Here is a 20,126-nt window from a genome sequence, read left to right as displayed (position 1 = left end):
GATCGTTCAGCCCTCGACCTGGTTCTGCGGCGTACCCGCCGCCCAGGTCGCGATGTTGTGCAGGGTGGTCGCGGCAATCGCGCCCAGCGCCTCATGGGTCAGAAACGCCTGATGGGCGGTGACGATCACATTGGGGAACGTCAGCAGCCGCGCCAGCACGTCGTCCTGTAGCGGCAGGTCGGAACGGTCCTCGAAAAACAGCTGCGCTTCCTCTTCATACACATCCAGTCCCAGATAACCGAGCTGGCCGTCCTTCAAGGCGTCGATCAGCGCTGGCGTGTCCACCAGACCGCCGCGCCCGGTGTTGATCAGCATCGCCCCCGGTTGCATGTGTGCCAGCGAATTGCGGTTGATCAGGTGTCTGCTCTGTTCGTTGAGCGGGCAGTGCAGGCTGATGATCCGCGACTGTGCCAGCAGATCCGGCAGGCTCAGGTAGCGCGCGCCTAACGCTTCGACGGCAGGGTTCGGATAAGGGTCGTAGGCCAGCAGTTCGCAGCCAAAGCCGTGCATGATTTTGGCGAAGGTCGCGCCGATCTGTCCGGTGCCGACGATGCCGACCGTCTTGCCCACCAGATCGAAACCGGTAAGACCGTGCAGGCTGAAATCGCCTTCGCGGGTGCGGTTGTAGGCGCGATGCAGGCGCCGGTTGAGGGCGAGGATCAACGCCACCGCATGCTCGGCCACCGCGTGGGGCGAGTAGGCTGGTACACGCACGACGGCCAGCCCCAGACGTTTGGCGACGGTCAGATCCACGTGGTTGTAGCCGGCCGAACGCAAGGCGATAAGGCGAGTGCCGCCGGCGGCCAGACGTTCCAGCACCGGAGCGCTGAGGTCATCGTTGATGAAGGCGCAGACTACCTCGTGATGTTCGGCCAGCGCCGCCGTGTCGAGACTGAGCCGGGCCGGCTGGAAGTGCAGTTCGATCCCGTCCGGGCAGTCGGCGGCGAGGAAACTGTCGCGGTCGTAGGTCTGGCTGCTGAAAACGATCGTGCGCATGAAATCCTCCTGGAGCATCGACGCGGGCGCAATTCACCCGCGACAACTGTAGCCGCGTCGGCGTTGACCGGCATTGCCGTGGATCAGGCGCTGATCTTCGCCTGGGCCGCCAGACGATTGATCGCCCGTTCCAGCTCGTCCAGCGCGGTCGAGGCCTTGGGGTCCTGCTGCTTGAGCAGGGTTTCGCTGCGCTGGCAGGCGGCGCGCAATTGCGGCACACCGCAGTAGCGAGTGGCGCCATGCAGGCGGTGCACCCGTTCGAGCAGACCGTTTTGATCCTGATGGTCGCGGGCGGTGCGGATGGCTTCGCGATCGGCCTCGAGCGAGGCCAGCAGCATCGCCAGCATGTCTGCCGCCAGATCCGCCTTGCCGGCGGCCAGGCGCAAACCTTCTTCGTGATCGAGAATCGGCAGTTCCTGATTGCCCAGCAGGCTTTCACCGCCCCGGTCCGGCGCCTGATTGCGAAGCGCCAGGCCGGTCCACTTCAGCACCACCTGCGCCAGTTGCCGCTCGCTGATCGGCTTGGTCAGGTAGTCGTCCATGCCGCTTTGCAGCAGCGCGCGTTTTTCATTGGCCATGGCGTGGGCGGTGAGGGCGACGATCGGCAGCGGCGTGCAGTGCCGCTCGCTTTCCCACTGGCGAATCGTTTCGGTGCTCTGGCGTCCGTCCATGCCGGGCATCTGCACGTCCATCAGCACCAGATCGAAGGTTTCGTTCTGCACCGCCTTGACTGCGGCATAACCGCTTTCCACGGCCAGCACCTTGGCGCCCATGTCTTCGAGCAGCGTCTGCACCAGCAACAGGTTGGCCGGGTTGTCGTCGACGCACAGCACTTTCGGCGCGCGGCTCGACAACGGTTCGCCCGGTTCGCTGCGCTGCTGGCGCGGGTTGACCATGTCCGACAAGGCCCGGCGCAGTTTGCGGGTGCAGGCCGGTTTCGATTGCAACTGACTGTGAGGGTTGGGCACCGAAAGGTGATAGAGCGTCAGCTCGGTGGTCGGGCACAACACCAGCACCCGGCAACCGAGGTGCTCAAGGTCCCAGATGTGCTGGTTGAGGCGCTCCGGCGGCATGTCGTTGCTGGTGATGCCGAGCACCGCCAGATCGATGGCCTGATCGGTCTGATGGGCGCCGGTAACGCCATTGGTCAGGCTTTCCAACGTGTTGAACGGCGTGACGTCGAGGCCGCAGTCTTCCAGTTGATGCTGCAGGGCCTGACGCGCCAGTTCGTGATTTTCCAGCACCGCCACCCGGCGCCCGAGCAACGGCGCGGCGGGCAGGTCTTCGGCATCGTCGCGGGTCTTGGGCAGGTTCAGGCTGATCCAGAATTCCGAACCTTCACCCGGGGTGCTGTCGACGCCGATTTCGCCGCCCATCTGTTCGATCAGGCGCTTGGAAATCACCAGCCCCAGGCCGGTGCCACCGGGTTGGCGCGACAGCGAATTGTCGGCCTGGCTGAAAGCCTGGAACAACGCGCGCACATCCTGGTTCGACAGGCCGATGCCAGTGTCCTGAATGCTGATGCGCAACTGCACGCTGTCGTCGTTTTCTTCTTCGAGCATGGCGCGGGCGACGATGGTGCCTTCGCGGGTGAACTTGATCGCGTTGCTCACCAGATTGGTCAGGATCTGCTTGAGGCGCAGCGGGTCGCCGACCAGCGACAAAGGCGTGTCGCGGTACACCAGACTCACCAGTTCCAGCTGCTTGGCGTGCGCGGCGGGGGCGAGGATGGTCAGGGTGTCCTGTAACAGGTCGCGCAGGTTGAACGGAATATGGTCGAGCACCAGTTTGCCGGCCTCGATCTTCGAGAAATCGAGGATCTCGTTGATGATCCCCAGCAGGCTGTCGGCGGATTTTTCGATGGTGCCCAGGTAGTCGAGCTGGCGCGGGGTCAGTTCACTTTTCTGCAACAGGTGGGTGAACCCCAGAATGCCGTTGAGCGGCGTGCGGATCTCGTGGCTCATGTTGGCGAGGAATTCGGATTTGATCCGGCTCGCTTCCAGCGCTTCTTTACGGGCCAGGTCCAGCTCGATGTTCTGGATCTCGATGGTTTCCAGGTTCTGGCGCACGTCTTCAGTGGCCTGATCGACGCTGTGCTGCAATTCTTCCCGGGCGTTCTGCAGGGTGCCGGCCATGCGGTTGATGCCGGACGCCAGTTCATCCAGTTCCTGACTGCCCAGCGGTGGCAGGCGGGTTTCCAGATGACCGTCCTTGAGCTGGGCGACGGCCTGTTTGATCTGGCTCAGCGGGCGGTTGATCGTGCGGCCCATGCGCAAGGCCAGCAGCGCGGCGCCGGCCAGCCCCGCACCAATCAGCAACAGACTGGCGAACAGGCTTCGGTAGCCGCGCAACAACATGCCGTTGTGCGACAGCTCCAGTTCAACCCAGCCGAGCAGGCGGTCGGATTCTTGCGGGATCAGCTCGCCGGCGAGGTTGCGGTGTTTGCCGAAGACCGGCAGCAGATAGCGGGTGGCATCGTTGCCGCTGCGTCGCAGCAGGTGCGCGCTGTCACCGCTCGGCGCCTGATTGAGCATGGTCGGGCCGGCGTGAGCGAGGGGAGAGCGGTCGGGCGCGAGGAAGGTCACGGCGCGCACGTCTGGTTGTTCGAGGGACTGGGTGGCGATGCGCTCGAGCAGTTCGGCATCGCCGTGGCCCATGGCCGGTGCCACCAGCGGAGCCAGTTGCTCGGCGATCATTTCGCCGCGCTGCATCAGTTGAGCTTGCAGGTCGGATTGCTGCGTCCAGGTGAAGTACCCGCCCAGCACCAGTGCCATCAGGCTGGTCGGCAACAGGGTCAGCAACAATACGCGACCTTTGATTCCCAGTTTCTTGAGCACGCCTTTCTCCTGCATCCCGCTGATCGTTGACTCACACGTGCGTCCGGCACGCGGTATCGGCGCAGTGTAGCGATTTGCTTGCGGGCAATCTTGGGAAAAATGATGTCGTGGTTGTTCACTCTCAGGCCGGTCATCTGTCCGACAGGTCAAGCTTGGGTTGCCGGGCGCCGGGCAATCTTGAATAATCGCCCAACTGAGAATTATTTGCAGATAGTCATGACTCCTGTCTCTATTGGCCAACCCCGCATTCTTTCCATCGAAGACGATCCCGTCCTCGGTGCCTATGTCCATGAACAACTGGGCCGCAGTGGCTTCCAGGTGACCTGGTGCCAGAACGGCAGCGAAGGCCTGAGCATTGCCCGGCGCCAGCCGTTCGATGTGGTGTTGATGGACATTCTGTTGCCGGGGCTGGATGGATTGAATGTCCTCACCCAACTGCGCGAGAGCCATTCCACCCCGGTGCTGCTGATGTCGGCGCTGGGTGCCGAGGCCGACCGTATCAGCGGTTTCCGCCTCGGCGCCGATGACTACCTGCCCAAACCTTTCAGCATGGCCGAGTTGCATGTACGGATCGAAGCGATCCTGCGCCGGGTCGCCCTCGACCGTCGTCCGGCGGCCATCGCCCCGGTGATGCCGGCCAGCGGGCTGCGTTTCGACGACGAGCAGTGCGATGTGTTCTACCGTAATCAACCGGCCGGCCTGACCCGCAGCGAATACCGTCTGCTGGAAACCCTCAATCGCAACGACGAGGAAGTGCTGAGCAAGGCCTTCCTTTACCAGCACGTTCTGCAACGCGGCTATGCGGCCCACGACCGCAGCCTCGACATGCACATCAGCCAGATCCGCCGCAAACTCAAGTCGGTCGGTTACACCGAGCGGGAAGTACGCACGGTGTGGGGCAAGGGTTACGTCCTGAGTGCCGTCGATGAAAGTGTCTGACCTGCCGGGCCGGCACTCGCTGTTCTGGAAACTCGCCTGCCTGTTGGTGGCGTTCTGTCTGTTGATGATCTGGCTGAGCTGGTCCTGGGGCCGGTACATGGAGCAGCGCAACCAGTTCCTCTCCGACGACGCCCGTCGCACGCTGAGCCGTTATGCCGCCGAGGCCGAGCGCGCCTGGCAGCAGGGCGGGCGCGATGGCATCGATAGCTGGTTACAGAGCATGGAGTTGCGCGAAGCCGGCTGGGTCGGCGTGATCGGCGGCAACCTGCAGTCGCTGGGCAGCCAGCCGTTGAACGCTCAAGAGCTTCAGCGCCTGACCTTCCTGCGCGGCCTTGACTGGCCGATTCACAAAAAGGGCCGGCCGTGGCTGCGGGTTCCATTTCCCACTGACCCGACCGCCGGCAGTCTGGTGATCGAGTTACCCGAGCGATTTCTGCCGGGCAAATACCGGGTGTTCTGGCGCGTCATCACCAACGGCGTGATTCCAGGTCTGTTCACCTTGCTGCTGTGCGTCGGCCTGTATCGCCTGCTGGTGGTGCCGCTGAACAATCTGCGCGAGCAAGCTAACGCCTGGCGCGCCGATCAATTGAATGTGCGGTTGTCGAGCGGCATCACCCAGCGCCCCGATGAACTCGGCGAACTGGCCCGCGCCTTCGACTCGATGTCCGAACGCCTGCAATCCACCGTGGCCCTGCAACAGCAGCTGCTGCGCGATTTGTCCCACGAACTGCGCACGCCCCTGAGCCGGTTGCGGGTCGCCAGCGAAAGCGAGCAGCAGCTGCAACCGCTGCGCGAACGTATCGGTCGCGAAGTCGACGTGATGCAGCGATTGGTGGAGGACACCCTGCAATTGGCCTGGCTCGACACCGAACGCGCGCCGTTGCCGGACGAAGCGATCCAGATTCAGGCACTGTGGGAAATGCTCACGGAAAACGCCTGCTACGAAAGCTGCTGTCCGATGGGGCAGTTGCAGTGCGGGGTGGAGGCCTCATGCTGGGTGCGCGGCAATCTCAACACCCTGGCCCAGGCACTGGAAAACATTCTGCGTAATGCGATTCGACATTCGCCACCGGGCGGCATCGTGCGGCTCGATGGTCGACGGGATGGCGATTACTGGCACCTGTGGCTGGAGGACGAGGGTGGCGGCGTGGCCGAGGCGGATCTGGAGCGGATCTTCTCGCCCTTCATCCGACTCGACGGCTCGCGGCCGGGGGACGGTGGATTTGGTCTGGGCCTGAGCATCGCGAGGAACGCGGTGCAACGCCAGGGCGGAACCCTGTGGGCCGAGAACGGCCCGTCGGGATTGCGCTTGAATCTGCGGTTGGTGGCGGATGACAGTGCTGTCAGTCCCGACGTCTTCGCTGGCAAGCCAGCTGCCACAGTGGACATGAGCCGCCCGCAGATCGTTTGAGCTGCACAAGAAAGTGTCAGCGCTGCTGACGCTATTTAAAAGTCGCACCACTGGCGCGACTTTTATTGCTTATTCCAAGAAACCATAAGCACCACACTTTGCGTGATATGGCCTGCGCAGGTTTGCCGGTATGATAGGCGCCCCCGCAGTCCGGATTGCGAAAAAACGCCATGACCTTGCAGTACTCAACCATCGCCGATTGCGTCGGCAACACGCCGCTGGTGCGTTTGCAGCGCCTGCCCGGTGTCACCAGCAACACCCTTTTGCTCAAGCTCGAAGGGAACAACCCGGCGGGTTCGGTCAAGGATCGTCCGGCGTTGTCGATGATCACCCGTGCCGAGTTGCGCGGGCAGATCCACGAAGGCGATACGCTGATCGAAGCGACTTCGGGCAACACCGGGATCGCCCTGGCGATGGCCGCCGCGATCAAGGGTTACAAGATGATCCTGATCATGCCGGACAACTCCAGTGCCGAGCGTAAGGCGGCGATGACCGCTTACGGCGCGCAGCTGATTCTGGTCAGCCAGGAAGAGGGCATGGAAGGCGCTCGCGATCTCGCCCAGCGGATGGAAGCCGAAGGCCGTGGCAAGGTGCTGGATCAGTTCGCCAACGGCGACAACCCTGAAGCGCACTACACCACCACCGGCCCGGAAATCTGGCGTCAGACCGAGGGCTCCATCACCCATTTCGTCAGCTCCATGGGTACCACCGGCACCATCATGGGCGTGTCGCGCTACCTCAAGGAGCAGAACGACAAGGTGCAGATCGTCGGCCTGCAACCGATGGAAGGCTCGGCCATTCCCGGCATCCGCCGCTGGCCGCAGGAATACCTGCCGAAGATCTACCAGGCCGACCGCGTTGACCGCATCGTCGACATGGCGCAAAGCGAAGCCGAGGACGTCACCCGGCGTCTGGCCCGCGAAGAAGGCATCTTCTGTGGCGTGTCCTCGGGCGGTGCGGTGGCAGCGATGCTGCGCCTGTCCAAAGAAGTTGAAAACGCGGTGATCGTCGCGATCATCTGCGACCGTGGCGACCGTTACCTGTCGACCGGCATTTTCGACGCGCCCAACTGATGGCCAAGCATGAGAGAGGCCTGCGCTTCCAGCCCACCGGCGGCAGTAAGGCCGCGCAAATCCCGACCGGCAAAAAGCAGCGTCTGAGCATCGAGCGCTTGGCCAATGACGGTCGCGGCATCGCGTTTTTTGAAGGCAAGACCTGGTTCGTCCTCGGCGCCCTCGCCGGTGAAGAAGTCGAAGCCCGAGTGCTCGGCGCCCACGGCAAAGTGGTCGAGGCGCGTACCGAGCGCGTGTTCAGCGCCAGTCAATTGCGTCGTCCCGCACCTTGCCAGCATGCCGGACGTTGCGGCGGTTGCAGCGTCCAGCATTTGCCCCACAACGAACAGCTTGCCCTGAAACAGCGCATGCTCGCCGAGCAGTTGTCGCGAGTCGCCGGTGCCGAGCCCGAGGAGTGGGCGGCGCCGTTGACCGGTCCCGAATTCGGCTACCGTCGCCGCGCCCGGATCGCCGTGCGCTGGGACAGCAAGGCCAAACAGCTTGAAGTCGGTTTCCGTGCCGCCGGCAGTCAGGACATCGTCGCGATCAGCGAATGCCCGGTGCTGGTACAGCCCTTGCAGCCGATCATGACCCGTTTGCCGGAGATGCTTCGCCGCCTGAGCAAACCTCAGGCGCTGGGGCATGTCGAATTGTTCAGCGGCTCGTCACTCGCCGTCCTGCTGCGTCACATGGCGCCGCTGTCCGAGGCCGACCTGACGATCCTCAAGGATTTCTGCGCGTTCCATGAAGCGCAGCTCTGGCTGCATGGCGAAGGCGAACCGCAGCCGGTGGATGATGCACAGTCGCTCGGTTATCGCCTGGAACAATGGGACCTGCAACTGGCCTATCGGCCGGGAGATTTCATCCAGGTCAACGCCGGGGTCAACGAGGCCATGGTCGCCCAGGCGCTGGACTGGTTGAAACCGACGAGCGATGAGCGCGTGCTCGACCTGTTTTGCGGTCTGGGCAACTTTGCCTTGCCGCTGGCAAAAGCCGCGCGTGAAGTGGTGGCGGTCGAAGGCGTGCAGACCATGGTCGATCGCGCGGCGGCCAATGCCGCTAGCAACAATTTGCATAACACAAAGTTTTTTCAGGCCGATTTATCCCAGCCTTTGACCGATGCCGAGTGGATCGGAAACGGCTTTTCTGCGGTACTCTTGGACCCACCGCGCGACGGTGCTTTCGAGGTGGTGCGCAAGCTGGCGGCCTTGGGCGCCAAACGGTTGGTGTACGTGTCGTGCAACCCTGCAACTCTGGCGCGCGATACGGTCGAATTGATCAAGCAGGGCTACCGGTTAAAACGTGCCGGGATTCTCGATATGTTTCCTCAGACGGCACATGTCGAGGCCATGGCGTTATTTGAAGCGAGCCAGGATGGCTCGTCTGATCCGACTGGTCGTCCGTAGCGCTCGCCTTGGCCCCGCGAGCGCGAACGGGCATTGACGGTCAGTGATTTGACGCATTGAATCTGCGTCGTAGGGAAGGTAAAGCAAGATGGTACAGGTGAGAGCACACCAGCCGATCAACACTGACGGCAGTATCAATCTCGAGGCTTGGCTCGATCATGCGGTCAGTGTCGATCTGGCACTGGATCGCGAAGCCTTGAAAGAGGCCTGCGAGTACGCTCGCCAGGCCGAGCAACAGTCCAATGCGGCGAAGAATCTCTGGTCCGAAGGCAGCGGCAGTTTCAGTACCGGTCTCGAGATCGCCGAGATCCTCGCCGACCTCAAGCTCGATCAGGATTCGCTGGTTGCCGCGGTTCTGTATCGCGGCGTACGCGAAGGTCAGATTGAACTCGCAGCGGTCAGCCAGCGCTTCGGCCCGGTGGTCGCCAAGCTGATCGACGGCGTGCTGCGCATGGCCGCGATCAGTGCCAGCCTCAGCCCGCGCCAGTCGATGGTGCTTGGCACCCAGGGCCAGGTGGAAAACCTGCGCAAGATGCTGGTGGCGATGGTCGACGACGTGCGTGTCGCGCTGATCAAACTCGCCGAACGCACCTGTGCGATCCGCGCGGTGAAAACCGCCGACGACGAAAAACGTAACCGGGTCGCTCGGGAAGTGTTCGACATCTATGCGCCGCTCGCGCATCGACTCGGCATCGGTCATATCAAATGGGAACTGGAGGACCTGTCCTTCCGTTACCTGGAACCCGATCAATACAAACAGATTGCCAAGCTGCTGCATGAGCGGCGGCTCGACCGTGAGCGTTTCATCGCCGACGTGATGACCCAGCTCAAGGACGAACTGCAGGCCACCGGCGTCGAAGCCGACATCAGCGGCCGGGCCAAACACATCTATTCGATCTGGCGCAAAATGCAGCGCAAGGGTCTGGAGTTCAGCCAGATCTACGACGTGCGTGCGGTGCGCGTGCTGGTGCCGGAAATGCGCGACTGCTACACCGCGCTCGGTATCGTCCACACCCTGTGGCGGCACATCCCGAAAGAGTTCGACGACTACATCGCCAACCCGAAAGAGAACGGCTACCGCTCGCTGCACACGGCGGTAATCGGCCCGGAAGGCAAGGTGCTGGAAGTCCAGATCCGGACCCACTCGATGCACGAAGAGGCCGAGCTCGGCGTCTGCGCGCACTGGCGCTACAAGGGCACCGACGTCAAGTCCGGCTCCAATCACTACGAAGAGAAAATTTCCTGGCTGCGTCAGGTCCTCGAGTGGCACGAAGAGCTGGGCGACATCGGTGGTCTGGCCGAACAGCTGCGGGTCGATATCGAGCCGGACCGGGTCTACATCTTCACCCCGGACGGTCATGCCATCGACTTGCCGAAGGGCGCGACACCGCTGGACTTCGCCTACCGCGTACACACCGAAATCGGCCACAACTGCCGTGGCGCGAAGATCAACGGGCGCATCGTTCCGCTCAACTACAGCCTGCAGACCGGTGAACAGGTCGAGATCATCACCAGCAAGCACGGCACTCCGAGCCGCGACTGGCTGAACCCGAACCTGGGCTACGTCACCACGTCCCGGGCGCGGGCGAAGATCGTGCACTGGTTCAAGTTGCAGGCGCGCGACCAGAACGTCGCGGCGGGCAAGACCCTGCTCGAGCGCGAGCTCAATCGCCTCGGCCTGCCGGCGGTGGATTTCGACAAGCTGGCCGACAAGGCCAACATGAAAACCGCCGAAGACATGTTCGCCGCCCTCGGTGCCGGCGACCTGCGTCTGGCGCAACTGGTGAATCTGGCGCAACAACTGGTCGAGCCGGAACGCGGCAACGAACAGCTGGAACTGATTCCGCGCAAGGCCACCGGCTACAAACCGGGCAAGCGCGGCGACATTCAGATCCAGGGCGTCGGCAACCTGATGACCCAGATGGCCGGCTGCTGCCAGCCGTTGCCGGGCGATGCGATCGTCGGTTACATCACCCAGGGCCGTGGCGTGAGCATTCACCGCCAGGACTGCGCCTCGGTGTTGCAACTGGCCGGGCGCGAGCCGGAGCGGATCATCCAGGTCAGCTGGGGCCCGGTGCCGGTGCTCACCTATCCGGTGGACATCGTCATCCGCGCCTACGATCGTTCCGGTCTGCTGCGTGACGTCTCGCAGGTGCTGCTCAACGAGCGGATCAACGTGCTGGCGGTCAACACCCGCTCGAACAAGGAGGACAACACCGCGCTGATGTCCCTGACCATCGAGATTCCGGGTCTGGACGCGCTGGGGCGGTTGCTGGGGCGGATTTCCCAGTTGCCGAACATCATCGAAACGCGGCGTAACCGGACTCCATGAAACCGACCTATAGCCTTGACGACCTGCTGCACCTGATGAACCGTCTGCGTGACCCGCAGTATGGTTGCCCGTGGGATATCAGGCAGACTTACGCGACCATCGTTCCACACACCCTTGAAGAGGCCTACGAAGTCGCCGACGCCATCGAGCGCGGCGACTTCGATCACTTGCAGGGGGAGTTGGGCGATCTGCTGTTTCAGGTGGTGTATTACAGCCAGTTGGCCCGGGAAGAAGGGCGATTCGAATTCGCCGGCGTGGTCGACGGCATCACCCGCAAACTGATCCGTCGTCATCCGCATGTGTTCCCCACTGGCGATCTGTATGCGTCGCTGGACGTGCCGCGTCTGAGTGAAGAGCAGGTCAAGCAGCGCTGGGAGGAAATCAAGGCCGAGGAGCGCGCCGAGAAATCCACCGAGCCGCAGCAACTGTCACTGCTTGACGATGTGCCTGCTGCGTTGCCGGCATTATCCCGCTCGGCCAAGTTGCAGAAGCGCGCCGGTCAGGTCGGTTTCGACTGGCCGGATGCCTTGCCGGTGCTGGACAAGGTCCGTGAAGAGCTCGATGAAGTGCTCGAAGCCATGTCCGAAAATGACCCGCAAGCGGTGGCCGACGAGATCGGTGACCTGCTGTTTTCCGTGGTCAATCTGGCCCGGCACCTGAAGGTCGATCCGGAAACCGCATTGCGTGGCGCCAACGCCAAGTTCGAGCGACGTTTCCGTTTTATCGAACAGGCATTGCGCGACACCCACCGACCCATGGAAGATTGCACCCTCGAAGAGTTGGACGCCCTGTGGGGCGAAGCCAAACGTCAGGAAAAGAATTCGCCCAGCTGTGGCTGAGCCGTTGCCCAAGTGAGTAAGCATCAATGAGCCTTTCCCTTCGCGACCAGTTGCTCAAGGCAGGACTGGTCAACCAAAAGCAGGCCAAGCAGGTCAGCAAAGACAAACAGAAACAACAGCGCCTGGCCCACAAAGGTCAGATCGAACTGGACGACTCCCAGCAGCGTGCTGCCCAGGAAGCCCAGGCCGAGAAGGTCAAGCGCGACCAGGAGCTGAACCGCCAGCAGCAGGAGAAGGCGGAAGCCAAGGCCCGGGCCGCGCAGGTCAAGCAGTTGATCGAGGTCTCGCGTCTGCCGAAGCTGACGACCGAGGACTACTACAACTTCGTCGACGACAAGAAGGTCAAGCGCATCTCGGTCAACACGCTGATGCGCAACAAGCTCAGCAGCGGCTCGCTGGCGATCGTGCACCACGCCGGCGGCTACGAAGTGATTCCTCGTGAGGCCGCCCTGAAGATTCAGGAGCGCGATCCACAGCGCATCGTCCAGCTCAACGAGAAGGTCGAAGAGGTCAATGCCGAGGACGATCCGTACGCGGCCTATGTGATCCCTGATGATCTGATGTGGTAAGCGGGTTCCGCCGGGCTGCGAAGCGGCCCTGAAATCCCCAAAACGACAAACCCCGCTCATGGCGGGGTTTGTCGTTTTCAATGCTGTGGTTTTGTTTCAGGCGGATTTCCGATCCCGCTGCTGTTCCTGCAGTTCCAGTTCGGCCTTGTAGTTGTGGGCGTCGATCTCGTTGTGGAACATGCCGACCAGCAAGTCTTGTTGATGCACATCCCAGATCCGTACGCCGGCGGCTACGCCTTCATGGGACATGTGTGAATCGTCGCGTTCAGTTACTTTTACAGTCATCTGCTAGCTCCAAATCTCAAGTTATCTGCAGCAAGGCGTGTGCAGGACTCCGTTATAGATTTTGTTAGCCTGCTAAGTAAACGCCCGATTCGTGCAATGTATTCTTGCGAAATCTGCAACAGCGCTGGAGCCCGCGGAAACCGCGACATTCAGTCGCAGGGTATTGAGTTCCATGACAAAAGCTTCATGTTCCTGACGGCGATTTTCAAGCAATACACCGACCCTGTGGGAGCGGGCTTGCTCGCGAATGCGATTTAACATTCAACATTTTTGTCGACTGACCCACCGCTTTCGCGAGCAAGCCCGCTCCCACAGGAGGTTGTGTTTATGGCTGGCGAAAAAAAACGCCCCGAACCAGTCGGGGCGTTTTCATGTGCGGCTCAGCGGGAGGGAATTACTTGCCTTCCCAGCGCTTCAGCACGAGGGTGGCGTTGGTGCCGCCGAAGCCGAAGCTGTTGCTCATCACGGTGTTGATGGTGGCGTTCTCGCGGGTCTTGGTCAGCACCGGCAGATCGGCCACTTCAGGGTCCAGTTCGTCGATGTTGGCCGAACCGGCGATGAAGTTGCCTTCCATCATCAGCATGCAGTAGATCGCTTCGTGAACGCCGGCGGCGCCCAGGGAGTGACCCGACAGGCTCTTGGTGGAGCTGATGGCCGGGGCCTTGTCGCCGAACACTTCGCGCACACCTTTCATTTCCGCGACGTCGCCGACCGGAGTCGAAGTGCCGTGGGTGTTCAGGTAGTCGATCGGGGTGTCGACGGTGGACAGCGCCTGCTGCATGCAGCGGATCGCGCCTTCGCCGCTCGGGGCCACCATGTCGTAGCCGTCGGAAGTCGCGCCGTAGCCAACGATTTCCGCGTAGATCTTCGCGCCACGGGCCAGAGCGTGTTCCAGCTCCTCGACCACCACCATGCCGCCACCGCCAGCGATGACGAAACCGTCACGGTCGGCGTCGTAGGCGCGGGAAGCTTGCTCAGGGGTGTCGTTACGCTTGCTGGACAGGGCGCCCATCGCGTCGAACAGGAACGACTGGCTCCAGTGCTCTTCTTCACCGCCGCCGGCGAACACGATGTCCTGCTTGCCCATCTGGATCTGTTCCATGGCGGTACCGATGCAGTGGGCACTGGTAGCGCAGGCAGAAGCGATGGAGTAGTTCAGGCCCTTGATCTTGAACGGGGTGGCCAGGCAAGCCGAAACGGTGCTGCTCATGGTCCGCGTTACACGGTATGGGCCGACGCGCTTGACGCCTTTCTCGCGCAGGATGTCCAGCGCTTCCATCTGGTTCAGGGTCGACGCGCCGCCGGAACCTGCGATCAGGCCGGTACGCGGGTTGGACACCTGCTCTTCGGTCAGACCGGAGTCAGCGATGGCGTCTTTCATGGCCAGGTAGGCGTAAGCCGCTGCGTGGCCGACGAAGCGATAGATCTTGCGATCGATCAGCTCTTCAAGGTTGAGGTCGATGGAGCCGGAAACCTGGCTACGCAGACCCATTTCGGCGTATTCCGGGTTGAACCGGATGCCAGGGCGGCTTGCACGCAGGTTAGCGGAGACGGTCTCTTTGTCATTGCCCAGGCACGAAACGATGCCCAGACCAGTGATAACGACGCGGCGCATGCGAATAACCCTTAGAAGTTGTCAGTGGAGGTGAACACGCCGACGCGAAGGCCTTCGGCGGTGTAGATTTCGCGACCGTCGACAGTCACCGAACCGTCGGCGATGGCCAGGTTCAGCTTGCCCTTGAGGACGCGCTTGATATGAATGTTGTAGGTGACTTTCTTGGCGGTCGGCAGGACCTGGCCGAAGAATTTCACTTCGCCCGAACCCAGCGCACGGCCGCGGCCCGGCAGGCCTTGCCAGCCCAGGAAGAAGCCGACCAGTTGCCACATGGCGTCCAGACCCAGGCAGCCCGGCATCACCGGATCGCCTTCGAAGTGGCACGCGAAGAACCACAGGTCAGGGTTGATATCCAGCTCGGCGACCAATTCACCTTTGCCGTACTTGCCGCCTTCTTCGCTGATCAGGGTGATGCGATCCACCATCAGCATGTTCGGGGCGGGCAGTTGCGCGTTACCTGGGCCGAACAGCTCACCGCGACTGCAGCGCAGCAGGTCTTCCCGAGTAAAGGCGTTTTGTTTGGTCATGCGAGCTCCTCAATAATCCCATGCGGCAGGTGGGGCAAATCTTCCCGGCCGATCGACGCGTTCATGCCTCGAACCGGCAGCCTACTCATAGACTATTGCGTTGTGGTGAAAGTCACAGCACCAAGGACATGAATGTACACTTGTGCACTGAAATTTTTAATCAAGCCCCTTTTGAGGCCCGTTCGGGTGCCTAAGACTGCCGCACTTTCGCTTTTCACGCCAGTCGCAGATGCTCGAAAGGGCCTCTCTACTGCACCCAGCGCTGCAGAATCTGCTGCAGGTCATTGCGTTTGAATGGCTTGGCCAGGTAATCGTTCATCCCCGCCGACAGGCAGTTTTCGCGATCACCCTGCAACGCGTTGGCGGTCAGGGCGATGATCGGCACCTGGCCGCAGCCGGGCAGGCGGCGGATCTGTCGGGTCGCCTCGTATCCATCGATGAGTGGCAAGCGGCAATCCATCAGGATCGCTTCGAAACGGCTGTCCCCGGCACTGCGCACCGCCTGCACGCCATCGGTGGCGACGCTGACGGTAAAGCCCAGGCTGCGCAGCATCGCTTCGATCACGGTCTGGTTGACCGGGTTGTCCTCGACCAGCAACACATGGCGTCCTTCGCCGTGACCGTTGCCGTTCAATGCGCGCGGTGCCGCCAGCGCGGGCAGTGCCTGCTTATATAGGGCTAGTGGTATTTCCAGGGTGAACACCGAGCCGCGACCTTCTTCACTCTGGGCACGCAAGGTGCCGCCCATCCGCTCGGCGAGGGTGCGGGCAATCGGCAGGCCCAGACCGGTGCCGCCATATCGACGGGAAATCGAGCTGTCGGCCTGCTGGAACGCGTTGAACATCAGCTCCAGGCTTTCCGGCGAAATGCCGATGCCACTGTCACGTACCGCGCAGGTGAACCACAGCAATTCGTGATCCAGCGATTGCCATTGCGCCTCGATGCTGACGCGCCCCTGCTCGGTGAACTTCAGTGCATTGCCGACCAGGTTGACCAGAATCTGCCGGATCCGCGTCGGATCGCCCTGTACCTGCAAGTCGTGCATGTCATCGGGGATCCGCAGCTGCAGGGCCAGCCCGCGTTGCGCCGCGCTGTGCTGGAAGGAATGGGCGCAGGCGCCGATCAGGTCGGCGAGGTTGAACGGAATGTGCTCCAGCTCCAGCTCCGAACGTTCGATGCGCGAGAAATCCAGAATGTCGTTGATCACCTTGAGCAAGTGCTCGGTGGACTCGGAAGCCAGCGCCGCGTACTCGACCTGCTCCTCGGTCATGTCGGTGGTTTCCAGCAATTGCAGCATGCCCAGCACACCGTTCATCGGGGTGCGCAGCTCATGGCTCATCATTGCCAGGAAATCCGATTTGGCGTTGTTGGCCTTTTCCGCCTCTTCGCGGGTCTGGATCAGTTGCGCCATCGCCTGATGCTGTTCGCGGCTGGCCTGCTCCAGTGCCTGGGCCAGGTTGTTGATGTGCTGGGACAGTGCGCCCAGCTCGGTGTCATCGACGATCGGCAGCGGGGTCTTGTAGTCGCCCTCCTGAATCGCCTTGACCGCATTGCCGATGTCGCGGATCGGCTGCGACAGGCTGCCGGCCAGTCGCCGCGCCAGCACAAAGGTGAAGAGCAGGGCGAACAACGCCAAAATCCCGGCCTTGAGCAGGATCTCCTGCTGGCGCTGACTGAAGGCGTCATTCGACAGCCCGACGATCACCCGCCCCAGATAATCCTCGCTGGCCACGCCGGGATTGCTCTTGCCGTCCTGAAAGAAATCGTTGTGCAGGGCAATGCGTTGCAGCCGCACCGGTGCCTGGAACACTTCGACCTGATGCGGACGATTGTGCGCATCCGCCGGCTGTTCGACGTAGGCCAGAATCCGGTTGGCGCTGTCCTGCACTTCTAGAAACCGCACGTTCGGCGTGGCCAGCGTGGCCTTGAGCAGGCTTTCCAGCACTTCGTTGTTGCCGGAAATCACCCCGTACTCGGTGGCCGGTGCGAGCTGGTTGGCGATCAACTGGCCGGTGTGGTTCAACTCCTGACGCAAATCCTGAATGCGCACGAAGGTGAAAAAGCTGATCAGCAGCAAGGTCAGCAACAGCGCAGGGCCCAGACTGATCAACTGAGTGCGGGTGTTGATGTCCCAACGGCGGAAAATCATGGGCGGCGCTCTCCTTCGGCCAGCTCTGCGGCGACAGACGCTTCATTGATCGGTTCTATCCCTAGGGAACGAGCCACCTGCGCATTACTTGAGACTTTAAAACGCCCGGGGTAGAGCGTGCGCGGCCAGGTGGCCGGTGGCCGGTCCAGCAATTCGTCGAGGACGGCCAGCCAGTCGTTCTGATCGCTGTAGGTACTGGCCAGGCTGCCGGCGCGAACGAACGAGACATTCGGCCCGACCAGTGCCAGTTGCCGAGAGTAACTGCTGAGCAACAGGTTCTTCGCGGTTTTCGGGTTGTACAGGTCAGGGTCGTCGAGGCCCAGCAGCACGTCGCTGTTTTTCAGCACGGTCTGCAAGGGTCGGCTGTCGTGGGTGTTATCCCAGCGCTGCGGGACGATTTGCAGATTCAGCGGCTGGGCGGCCGATTGCAGCTCCTTGAGCAGGAACTCGCTGTGCTGATCGAACAGCACGCCGACGCGCCCGGCCTGGGGCAGAATCCGGCGGATCAGTTGCAACTGACGACTCAGCGGCGGATCGGCCCACAGCAGGCTCAAGTGGGGTGGCTGCGCGTCGCCGAAGCGTTGGCGGGCTTGCAAGCGGCTGATGCGCAGGACCAAAGTCGCTGGGCCCTGGCTTTCCTGCATGCGCCAATCGAGGCTCGGCAGATCCAGCAGGATCAGGCGCAGGCTCGACGGCAGTTTGCCCGGTGCTGGCAGACTGGCCAGTGGCTGGAAATGCACGCGGTCGGTGGGGCGCAGTTCGCTCAGGGCCTGAACGAAGGACTGCACACCGGGGCTTTCCTCGGCGCCGGTCAGCAGAATATCGGCCGCCTGCACGGCCACGCCATGCAGCCATGCTGTCAGGAACAGACAAAGCCCGGCCAGCCATTGGCCGAGCGTTGGCATCTTCCGTGACAGGGCGTAACGCATCTAGAACTCCAGCTCGGCGCTGAAATACACCACGCGGCGTTCGTCGTAATTGTTGTCGACGAAGGTGGTCGGCTCATGGTCGAGGCGTTGTTGCAGCACGCCGGCCAGTTGCAGCTGGGCCTTGCCCAGGGCGATGCGTTTGGCGATGCGCGTGTCGACCCGCTCGAAGCGGTAACCGTTGAGCGCGTTGTCACCGTAATAGAAGAGGGCGCTGTTCCAGCCGTGGCCCCAATCGCGCAGCCAGCCGGCCGAGCCGCTGTTGCGCGCGGTGAATTGCTGGTCCAGCGGGTTGCTCGCCTCGGCGTCGACGAAGGCGTAGGTCAGGCGCAAGCGGTCAGCCGCACTCAGGCGCCAGTCCATTTGCGTCTCGGTGCCGCGAAAGCGCGAATCGTTGGCGTTGCTGGCGATGTACTGATTGTTGCGCAGCGGTTCGCTGATCATCCCGGTGATTTCGTCGTAGAACAGCTTCACGTCCAGCGCCAGGCCCCATTCCGGGAAAAAGCCGTTGTAGCCCAGTTCCCGCGAGCGCATGTGCTCCTGGTCCAGGTCGCCGGGACCCCGGGTCTTGACGAAGTAGCGGGCCGAAGACTGGCCATAGGCGGCGGGCCGCAGGTTGGTCACCTGATAACTCCAGTTGACGTTGTTCTCGAACATGTCCGGTGAACGGATGGCTTCCGAATACACCGCGCGCAGGCTGTGCCGCGGATTGATCAGGTAGTTGACCGCAAACCGGGGCGTCAGCGAGCTGCCGATCAATTGCGTGTCTTCGAACATGGCGCCGCCCTGCAACAGCCAGTGTTCGCTGGCGCGCCATTCCAGTTGGCCGAAGGCGCGCCAAGTGGTGTCGTCCAGCGTGCCGTTGAAATAGGTCTCGGAGTCGGCACGGTCGTAACGATAGTTCAGGCCGCTGACCAGACGCAGGCTATCGGACAGGCTGAGGGTGTCCTGCAACTCCAGGTCGTAGCGCGATTCCCGGGCACTCTGGTCGATGTCGCCACACAGGGTCTGGCGCGCACCGTTGCGCCACTGGTCCAGCACCTGATTGGCCAGGGTCATTTCCTGCGGCGTGCCGGCGGGTGCGCCGGGGCCGGTGAACAGCGTCATGTTACGGGCCAGGCGTTCGGTGTAGTTCGGGTTGAGCTGCCACAGCTCCGTCAACTGCGGGCTGAACGACACTTCGGCGTCACAGGCGCGCCAGGTCTGCTGGCGATCCCAGTGTTGTGCCGAGCCTTGCACGTAAAGGCTGTGATCGGGATTGAGGTCCAGGTTCCAGCGCACCGAGCCGGCGTAGTCCTTGGCAACCACGTCGGAATTGTTCCCGGCAGCGGTAATCCCGGAGAACACCGGTCGGTAGGTGTAGGGCCGTTGATTGGTCCCGTCCTTGGCGTTGACCTGCCAGTCCAGGCTCTGGTTGTCGCTCAGGGTCTGGCTGACCGCGAGACTGAAGCGGTTCAAGCGGCGGTTGTCGCGGTAGTCGGCGCCGGTGCGGTCGCTGTCGAAACCGTCGTCCTCCTGGCCGGACAGCGACAGACGCAGGTCGCCGCCATTCCAGCCGGTGCTCTGGCTGGCATAGAAATCATTGATGCCGCGTTGGCCGCGGGTCAGCTTCAGTCGTGTGCCGTGGCTGTCCGCCGGGTTGCGGGTGATGATGTTGATCACCGCCATCAGCGCGTTGGCGCCGTAGCTGACGGTGTTCGGGCCGCGAAAGACTTCGATGCGCTCGATGTCTTCCATGGCCACCGGGATATCGCTCCAGTCCACGGTCGCCAGACCGGCGCGGTACACCGAGCGGCCGTCGATCAATACCTGCATGCGCCGGGCTTCGCTGGCGTTGGTCCCGTGATAGTTCACCGCCGCCTGATTGCCGCTGATGTTGCCGACCATCATCCCCGGCACCAGGCGCAGCAGTTCACTGATGTCCCGGGCACCGCTGGCGCTGATCAGTTCGCTGTCGAGCACGGTCATGCTGCCCGGGACTTCCGCCGGCGACTGTTTCAGGCGCGTGGCGGTCAGGATCTGCGGCAAGGCCTCACTGTCGACAAACAGGTCGTCCGCCAGCAGCACCGGGCTGAACAGCAGCGCCAGCAGCAGGGACGAACGCGGGGAAGGGGGGCCAGAAAACACGACGCAGCCTTGATAGCAAAGAATTGGCGCGCATGTTAACCGAGGTCGACGACTTTTCCAGTCACGTTGCAGGCATTTTCCTCGGTTTTATTGGTCTTCTTCCTACAAGTGCGGGT

15 protein-coding genes are annotated in these 20,126 nt (G+C 62.3%); 7 read left to right on the top strand and 8 right to left on the bottom strand.

The annotated features are described in order from the left end of the window. Window positions 1-6: 6 nt before the first annotated feature. Together L6D74_RS18455 and L6D74_RS18450 are read right to left on the bottom strand one after the other, a co-directional pair. The gene (locus L6D74_RS18455; protein ID WP_236189985.1) at window positions 7-996 is read right to left on the bottom strand and encodes a 2-hydroxyacid dehydrogenase; all 990 of its coding nucleotides are present in this window, start codon (window positions 994-996) and stop codon (window positions 7-9) included. Between the two features lie 83 nt (window positions 997-1,079). Then, window positions 1,080-3,833, bottom strand: a complete 2,754-nt coding sequence (locus L6D74_RS18450) for a response regulator (protein WP_085610972.1) — start codon at window positions 3,831-3,833, stop codon at window positions 1,080-1,082. A 216-nt stretch (window positions 3,834-4,049) separates the two neighbouring features. Between L6D74_RS18450 and L6D74_RS18445 the strand changes: the two genes are divergently transcribed. From L6D74_RS18445 to L6D74_RS18415, 7 genes are all read left to right on the top strand, one after another. Beyond that, the gene (locus tag L6D74_RS18445) at window positions 4,050-4,772 is read left to right on the top strand and encodes a response regulator transcription factor (protein WP_236189984.1); all 723 of its coding nucleotides are present in this window, start codon (window positions 4,050-4,052) and stop codon (window positions 4,770-4,772) included. After that, window positions 4,759-6,183: a sensor histidine kinase gene (locus tag L6D74_RS18440; protein ID WP_236189983.1), complete on the top strand. Its 1,425-nt coding sequence runs from the start codon at window positions 4,759-4,761 to the stop codon at window positions 6,181-6,183. The genes L6D74_RS18445 and L6D74_RS18440 overlap by 14 nt, the downstream gene beginning before the upstream one ends. A gap of 170 nt (window positions 6,184-6,353) precedes the next feature. Next, entirely contained in the window at window positions 6,354-7,256 is a 903-nt protein-coding gene (gene cysM, locus L6D74_RS18435) for a cysteine synthase CysM (RefSeq protein ID WP_236189982.1), read from the top strand. Continuing rightward, window positions 7,256-8,641: a 23S rRNA (uracil(1939)-C(5))-methyltransferase RlmD gene (gene rlmD, locus L6D74_RS18430; RefSeq protein ID WP_236189981.1), complete on the top strand. Its 1,386-nt coding sequence runs from the start codon at window positions 7,256-7,258 to the stop codon at window positions 8,639-8,641. The genes cysM and rlmD overlap by 1 nt, the downstream gene beginning before the upstream one ends. Window positions 8,642-8,729: 88 nt before the next feature. Beyond that, window positions 8,730-10,973 (top strand): GTP diphosphokinase, encoded by a 2,244-nt coding sequence (relA, locus tag L6D74_RS18425; protein ID WP_007957789.1) that lies wholly within the window; start codon window positions 8,730-8,732, stop codon window positions 10,971-10,973. Beyond that, entirely contained in the window at window positions 10,970-11,812 is an 843-nt protein-coding gene (mazG, locus tag L6D74_RS18420) for a nucleoside triphosphate pyrophosphohydrolase (protein WP_085610700.1), read from the top strand. The genes relA and mazG overlap by 4 nt, the downstream gene beginning before the upstream one ends. 26 nt (window positions 11,813-11,838) lie before the next feature. Further along, window positions 11,839-12,381, top strand: a complete 543-nt coding sequence (locus L6D74_RS18415) for a DUF2058 domain-containing protein (protein WP_007957793.1) — start codon at window positions 11,839-11,841, stop codon at window positions 12,379-12,381. A gap of 96 nt (window positions 12,382-12,477) precedes the next feature. On the opposite strand, the gene L6D74_RS18410 is transcribed toward L6D74_RS18415, so the two are convergent. From L6D74_RS18410 to L6D74_RS18385, 6 genes are all read right to left on the bottom strand, one after another. Continuing rightward, a complete protein-coding gene (locus tag L6D74_RS18410; protein ID WP_039772867.1) occupies window positions 12,478-12,666 on the bottom strand; it encodes a hypothetical protein in 189 nt (62 codons plus the stop codon). A 394-nt stretch (window positions 12,667-13,060) separates the two neighbouring features. Beyond that, a complete protein-coding gene (gene fabB, locus L6D74_RS18405; protein WP_007957797.1) occupies window positions 13,061-14,281 on the bottom strand; it encodes a beta-ketoacyl-ACP synthase I in 1,221 nt (406 codons plus the stop codon). 11 nt (window positions 14,282-14,292) lie between these two features. Further along, complete coding sequence (gene fabA, locus L6D74_RS18400) at window positions 14,293-14,808, bottom strand: 3-hydroxyacyl-[acyl-carrier-protein] dehydratase FabA (RefSeq protein ID WP_003227150.1); 516 nt, start codon at window positions 14,806-14,808, stop codon at window positions 14,293-14,295. 247 nt (window positions 14,809-15,055) lie between these two features. Next, window positions 15,056-16,957 (bottom strand): ATP-binding protein, encoded by a 1,902-nt coding sequence (locus L6D74_RS18395; RefSeq protein WP_236189980.1) that lies wholly within the window; start codon window positions 16,955-16,957, stop codon window positions 15,056-15,058. Further along, window positions 16,954-17,886, bottom strand: a complete 933-nt coding sequence (locus L6D74_RS18390; protein WP_236189979.1) for an ABC transporter substrate-binding protein — start codon at window positions 17,884-17,886, stop codon at window positions 16,954-16,956. The genes L6D74_RS18395 and L6D74_RS18390 overlap by 4 nt, the downstream gene beginning before the upstream one ends. Then, entirely contained in the window at window positions 17,887-20,010 is a 2,124-nt protein-coding gene (locus tag L6D74_RS18385; protein WP_236189978.1) for a TonB-dependent receptor plug domain-containing protein, read from the bottom strand. Window positions 20,011-20,126 lie beyond the last annotated feature (116 nt).

The organism is Pseudomonas pharyngis (genome assembly GCF_021602345.1).
Classification (GTDB): domain Bacteria; phylum Pseudomonadota; class Gammaproteobacteria; order Pseudomonadales; family Pseudomonadaceae; genus Aquipseudomonas; species Aquipseudomonas pharyngis.
The sequence above is the reverse complement of the archived record's forward strand: the minus strand, read 5'-3'. Positions and strand labels throughout refer to the sequence as shown.

Coding starts and splice junctions, on each gene's coding strand:
- mazG (WP_085610700.1), top strand. CDS start 10,970: ATGAAACCGACCTATAGCCTTGACGACCTGCTGCACCTGATGAACCGT.
- relA (WP_007957789.1), top strand. CDS start 8,730: ATGGTACAGGTGAGAGCACACCAGCCGATCAACACTGACGGCAGTATC.
- L6D74_RS18410 (WP_039772867.1), bottom strand. CDS start 12,666: ATGACTGTAAAAGTAACTGAACGCGACGATTCACACATGTCCCATGAA.
- L6D74_RS18390 (WP_236189979.1), bottom strand. CDS start 17,886: ATGCGTTACGCCCTGTCACGGAAGATGCCAACGCTCGGCCAATGGCTG.
- rlmD (WP_236189981.1), top strand. CDS start 7,256: ATGGCCAAGCATGAGAGAGGCCTGCGCTTCCAGCCCACCGGCGGCAGT.
- L6D74_RS18445 (WP_236189984.1), top strand. CDS start 4,050: ATGACTCCTGTCTCTATTGGCCAACCCCGCATTCTTTCCATCGAAGAC.
- fabA (WP_003227150.1), bottom strand. CDS start 14,808: ATGACCAAACAAAACGCCTTTACTCGGGAAGACCTGCTGCGCTGCAGT.
- L6D74_RS18440 (WP_236189983.1), top strand. CDS start 4,759: ATGAAAGTGTCTGACCTGCCGGGCCGGCACTCGCTGTTCTGGAAACTC.
- L6D74_RS18395 (WP_236189980.1), bottom strand. CDS start 16,957: ATGATTTTCCGCCGTTGGGACATCAACACCCGCACTCAGTTGATCAGT.
- fabB (WP_007957797.1), bottom strand. CDS start 14,281: ATGCGCCGCGTCGTTATCACTGGTCTGGGCATCGTTTCGTGCCTGGGC.
- L6D74_RS18415 (WP_007957793.1), top strand. CDS start 11,839: ATGAGCCTTTCCCTTCGCGACCAGTTGCTCAAGGCAGGACTGGTCAAC.
- L6D74_RS18455 (WP_236189985.1), bottom strand. CDS start 996: ATGCGCACGATCGTTTTCAGCAGCCAGACCTACGACCGCGACAGTTTC.
- cysM (WP_236189982.1), top strand. CDS start 6,354: ATGACCTTGCAGTACTCAACCATCGCCGATTGCGTCGGCAACACGCCG.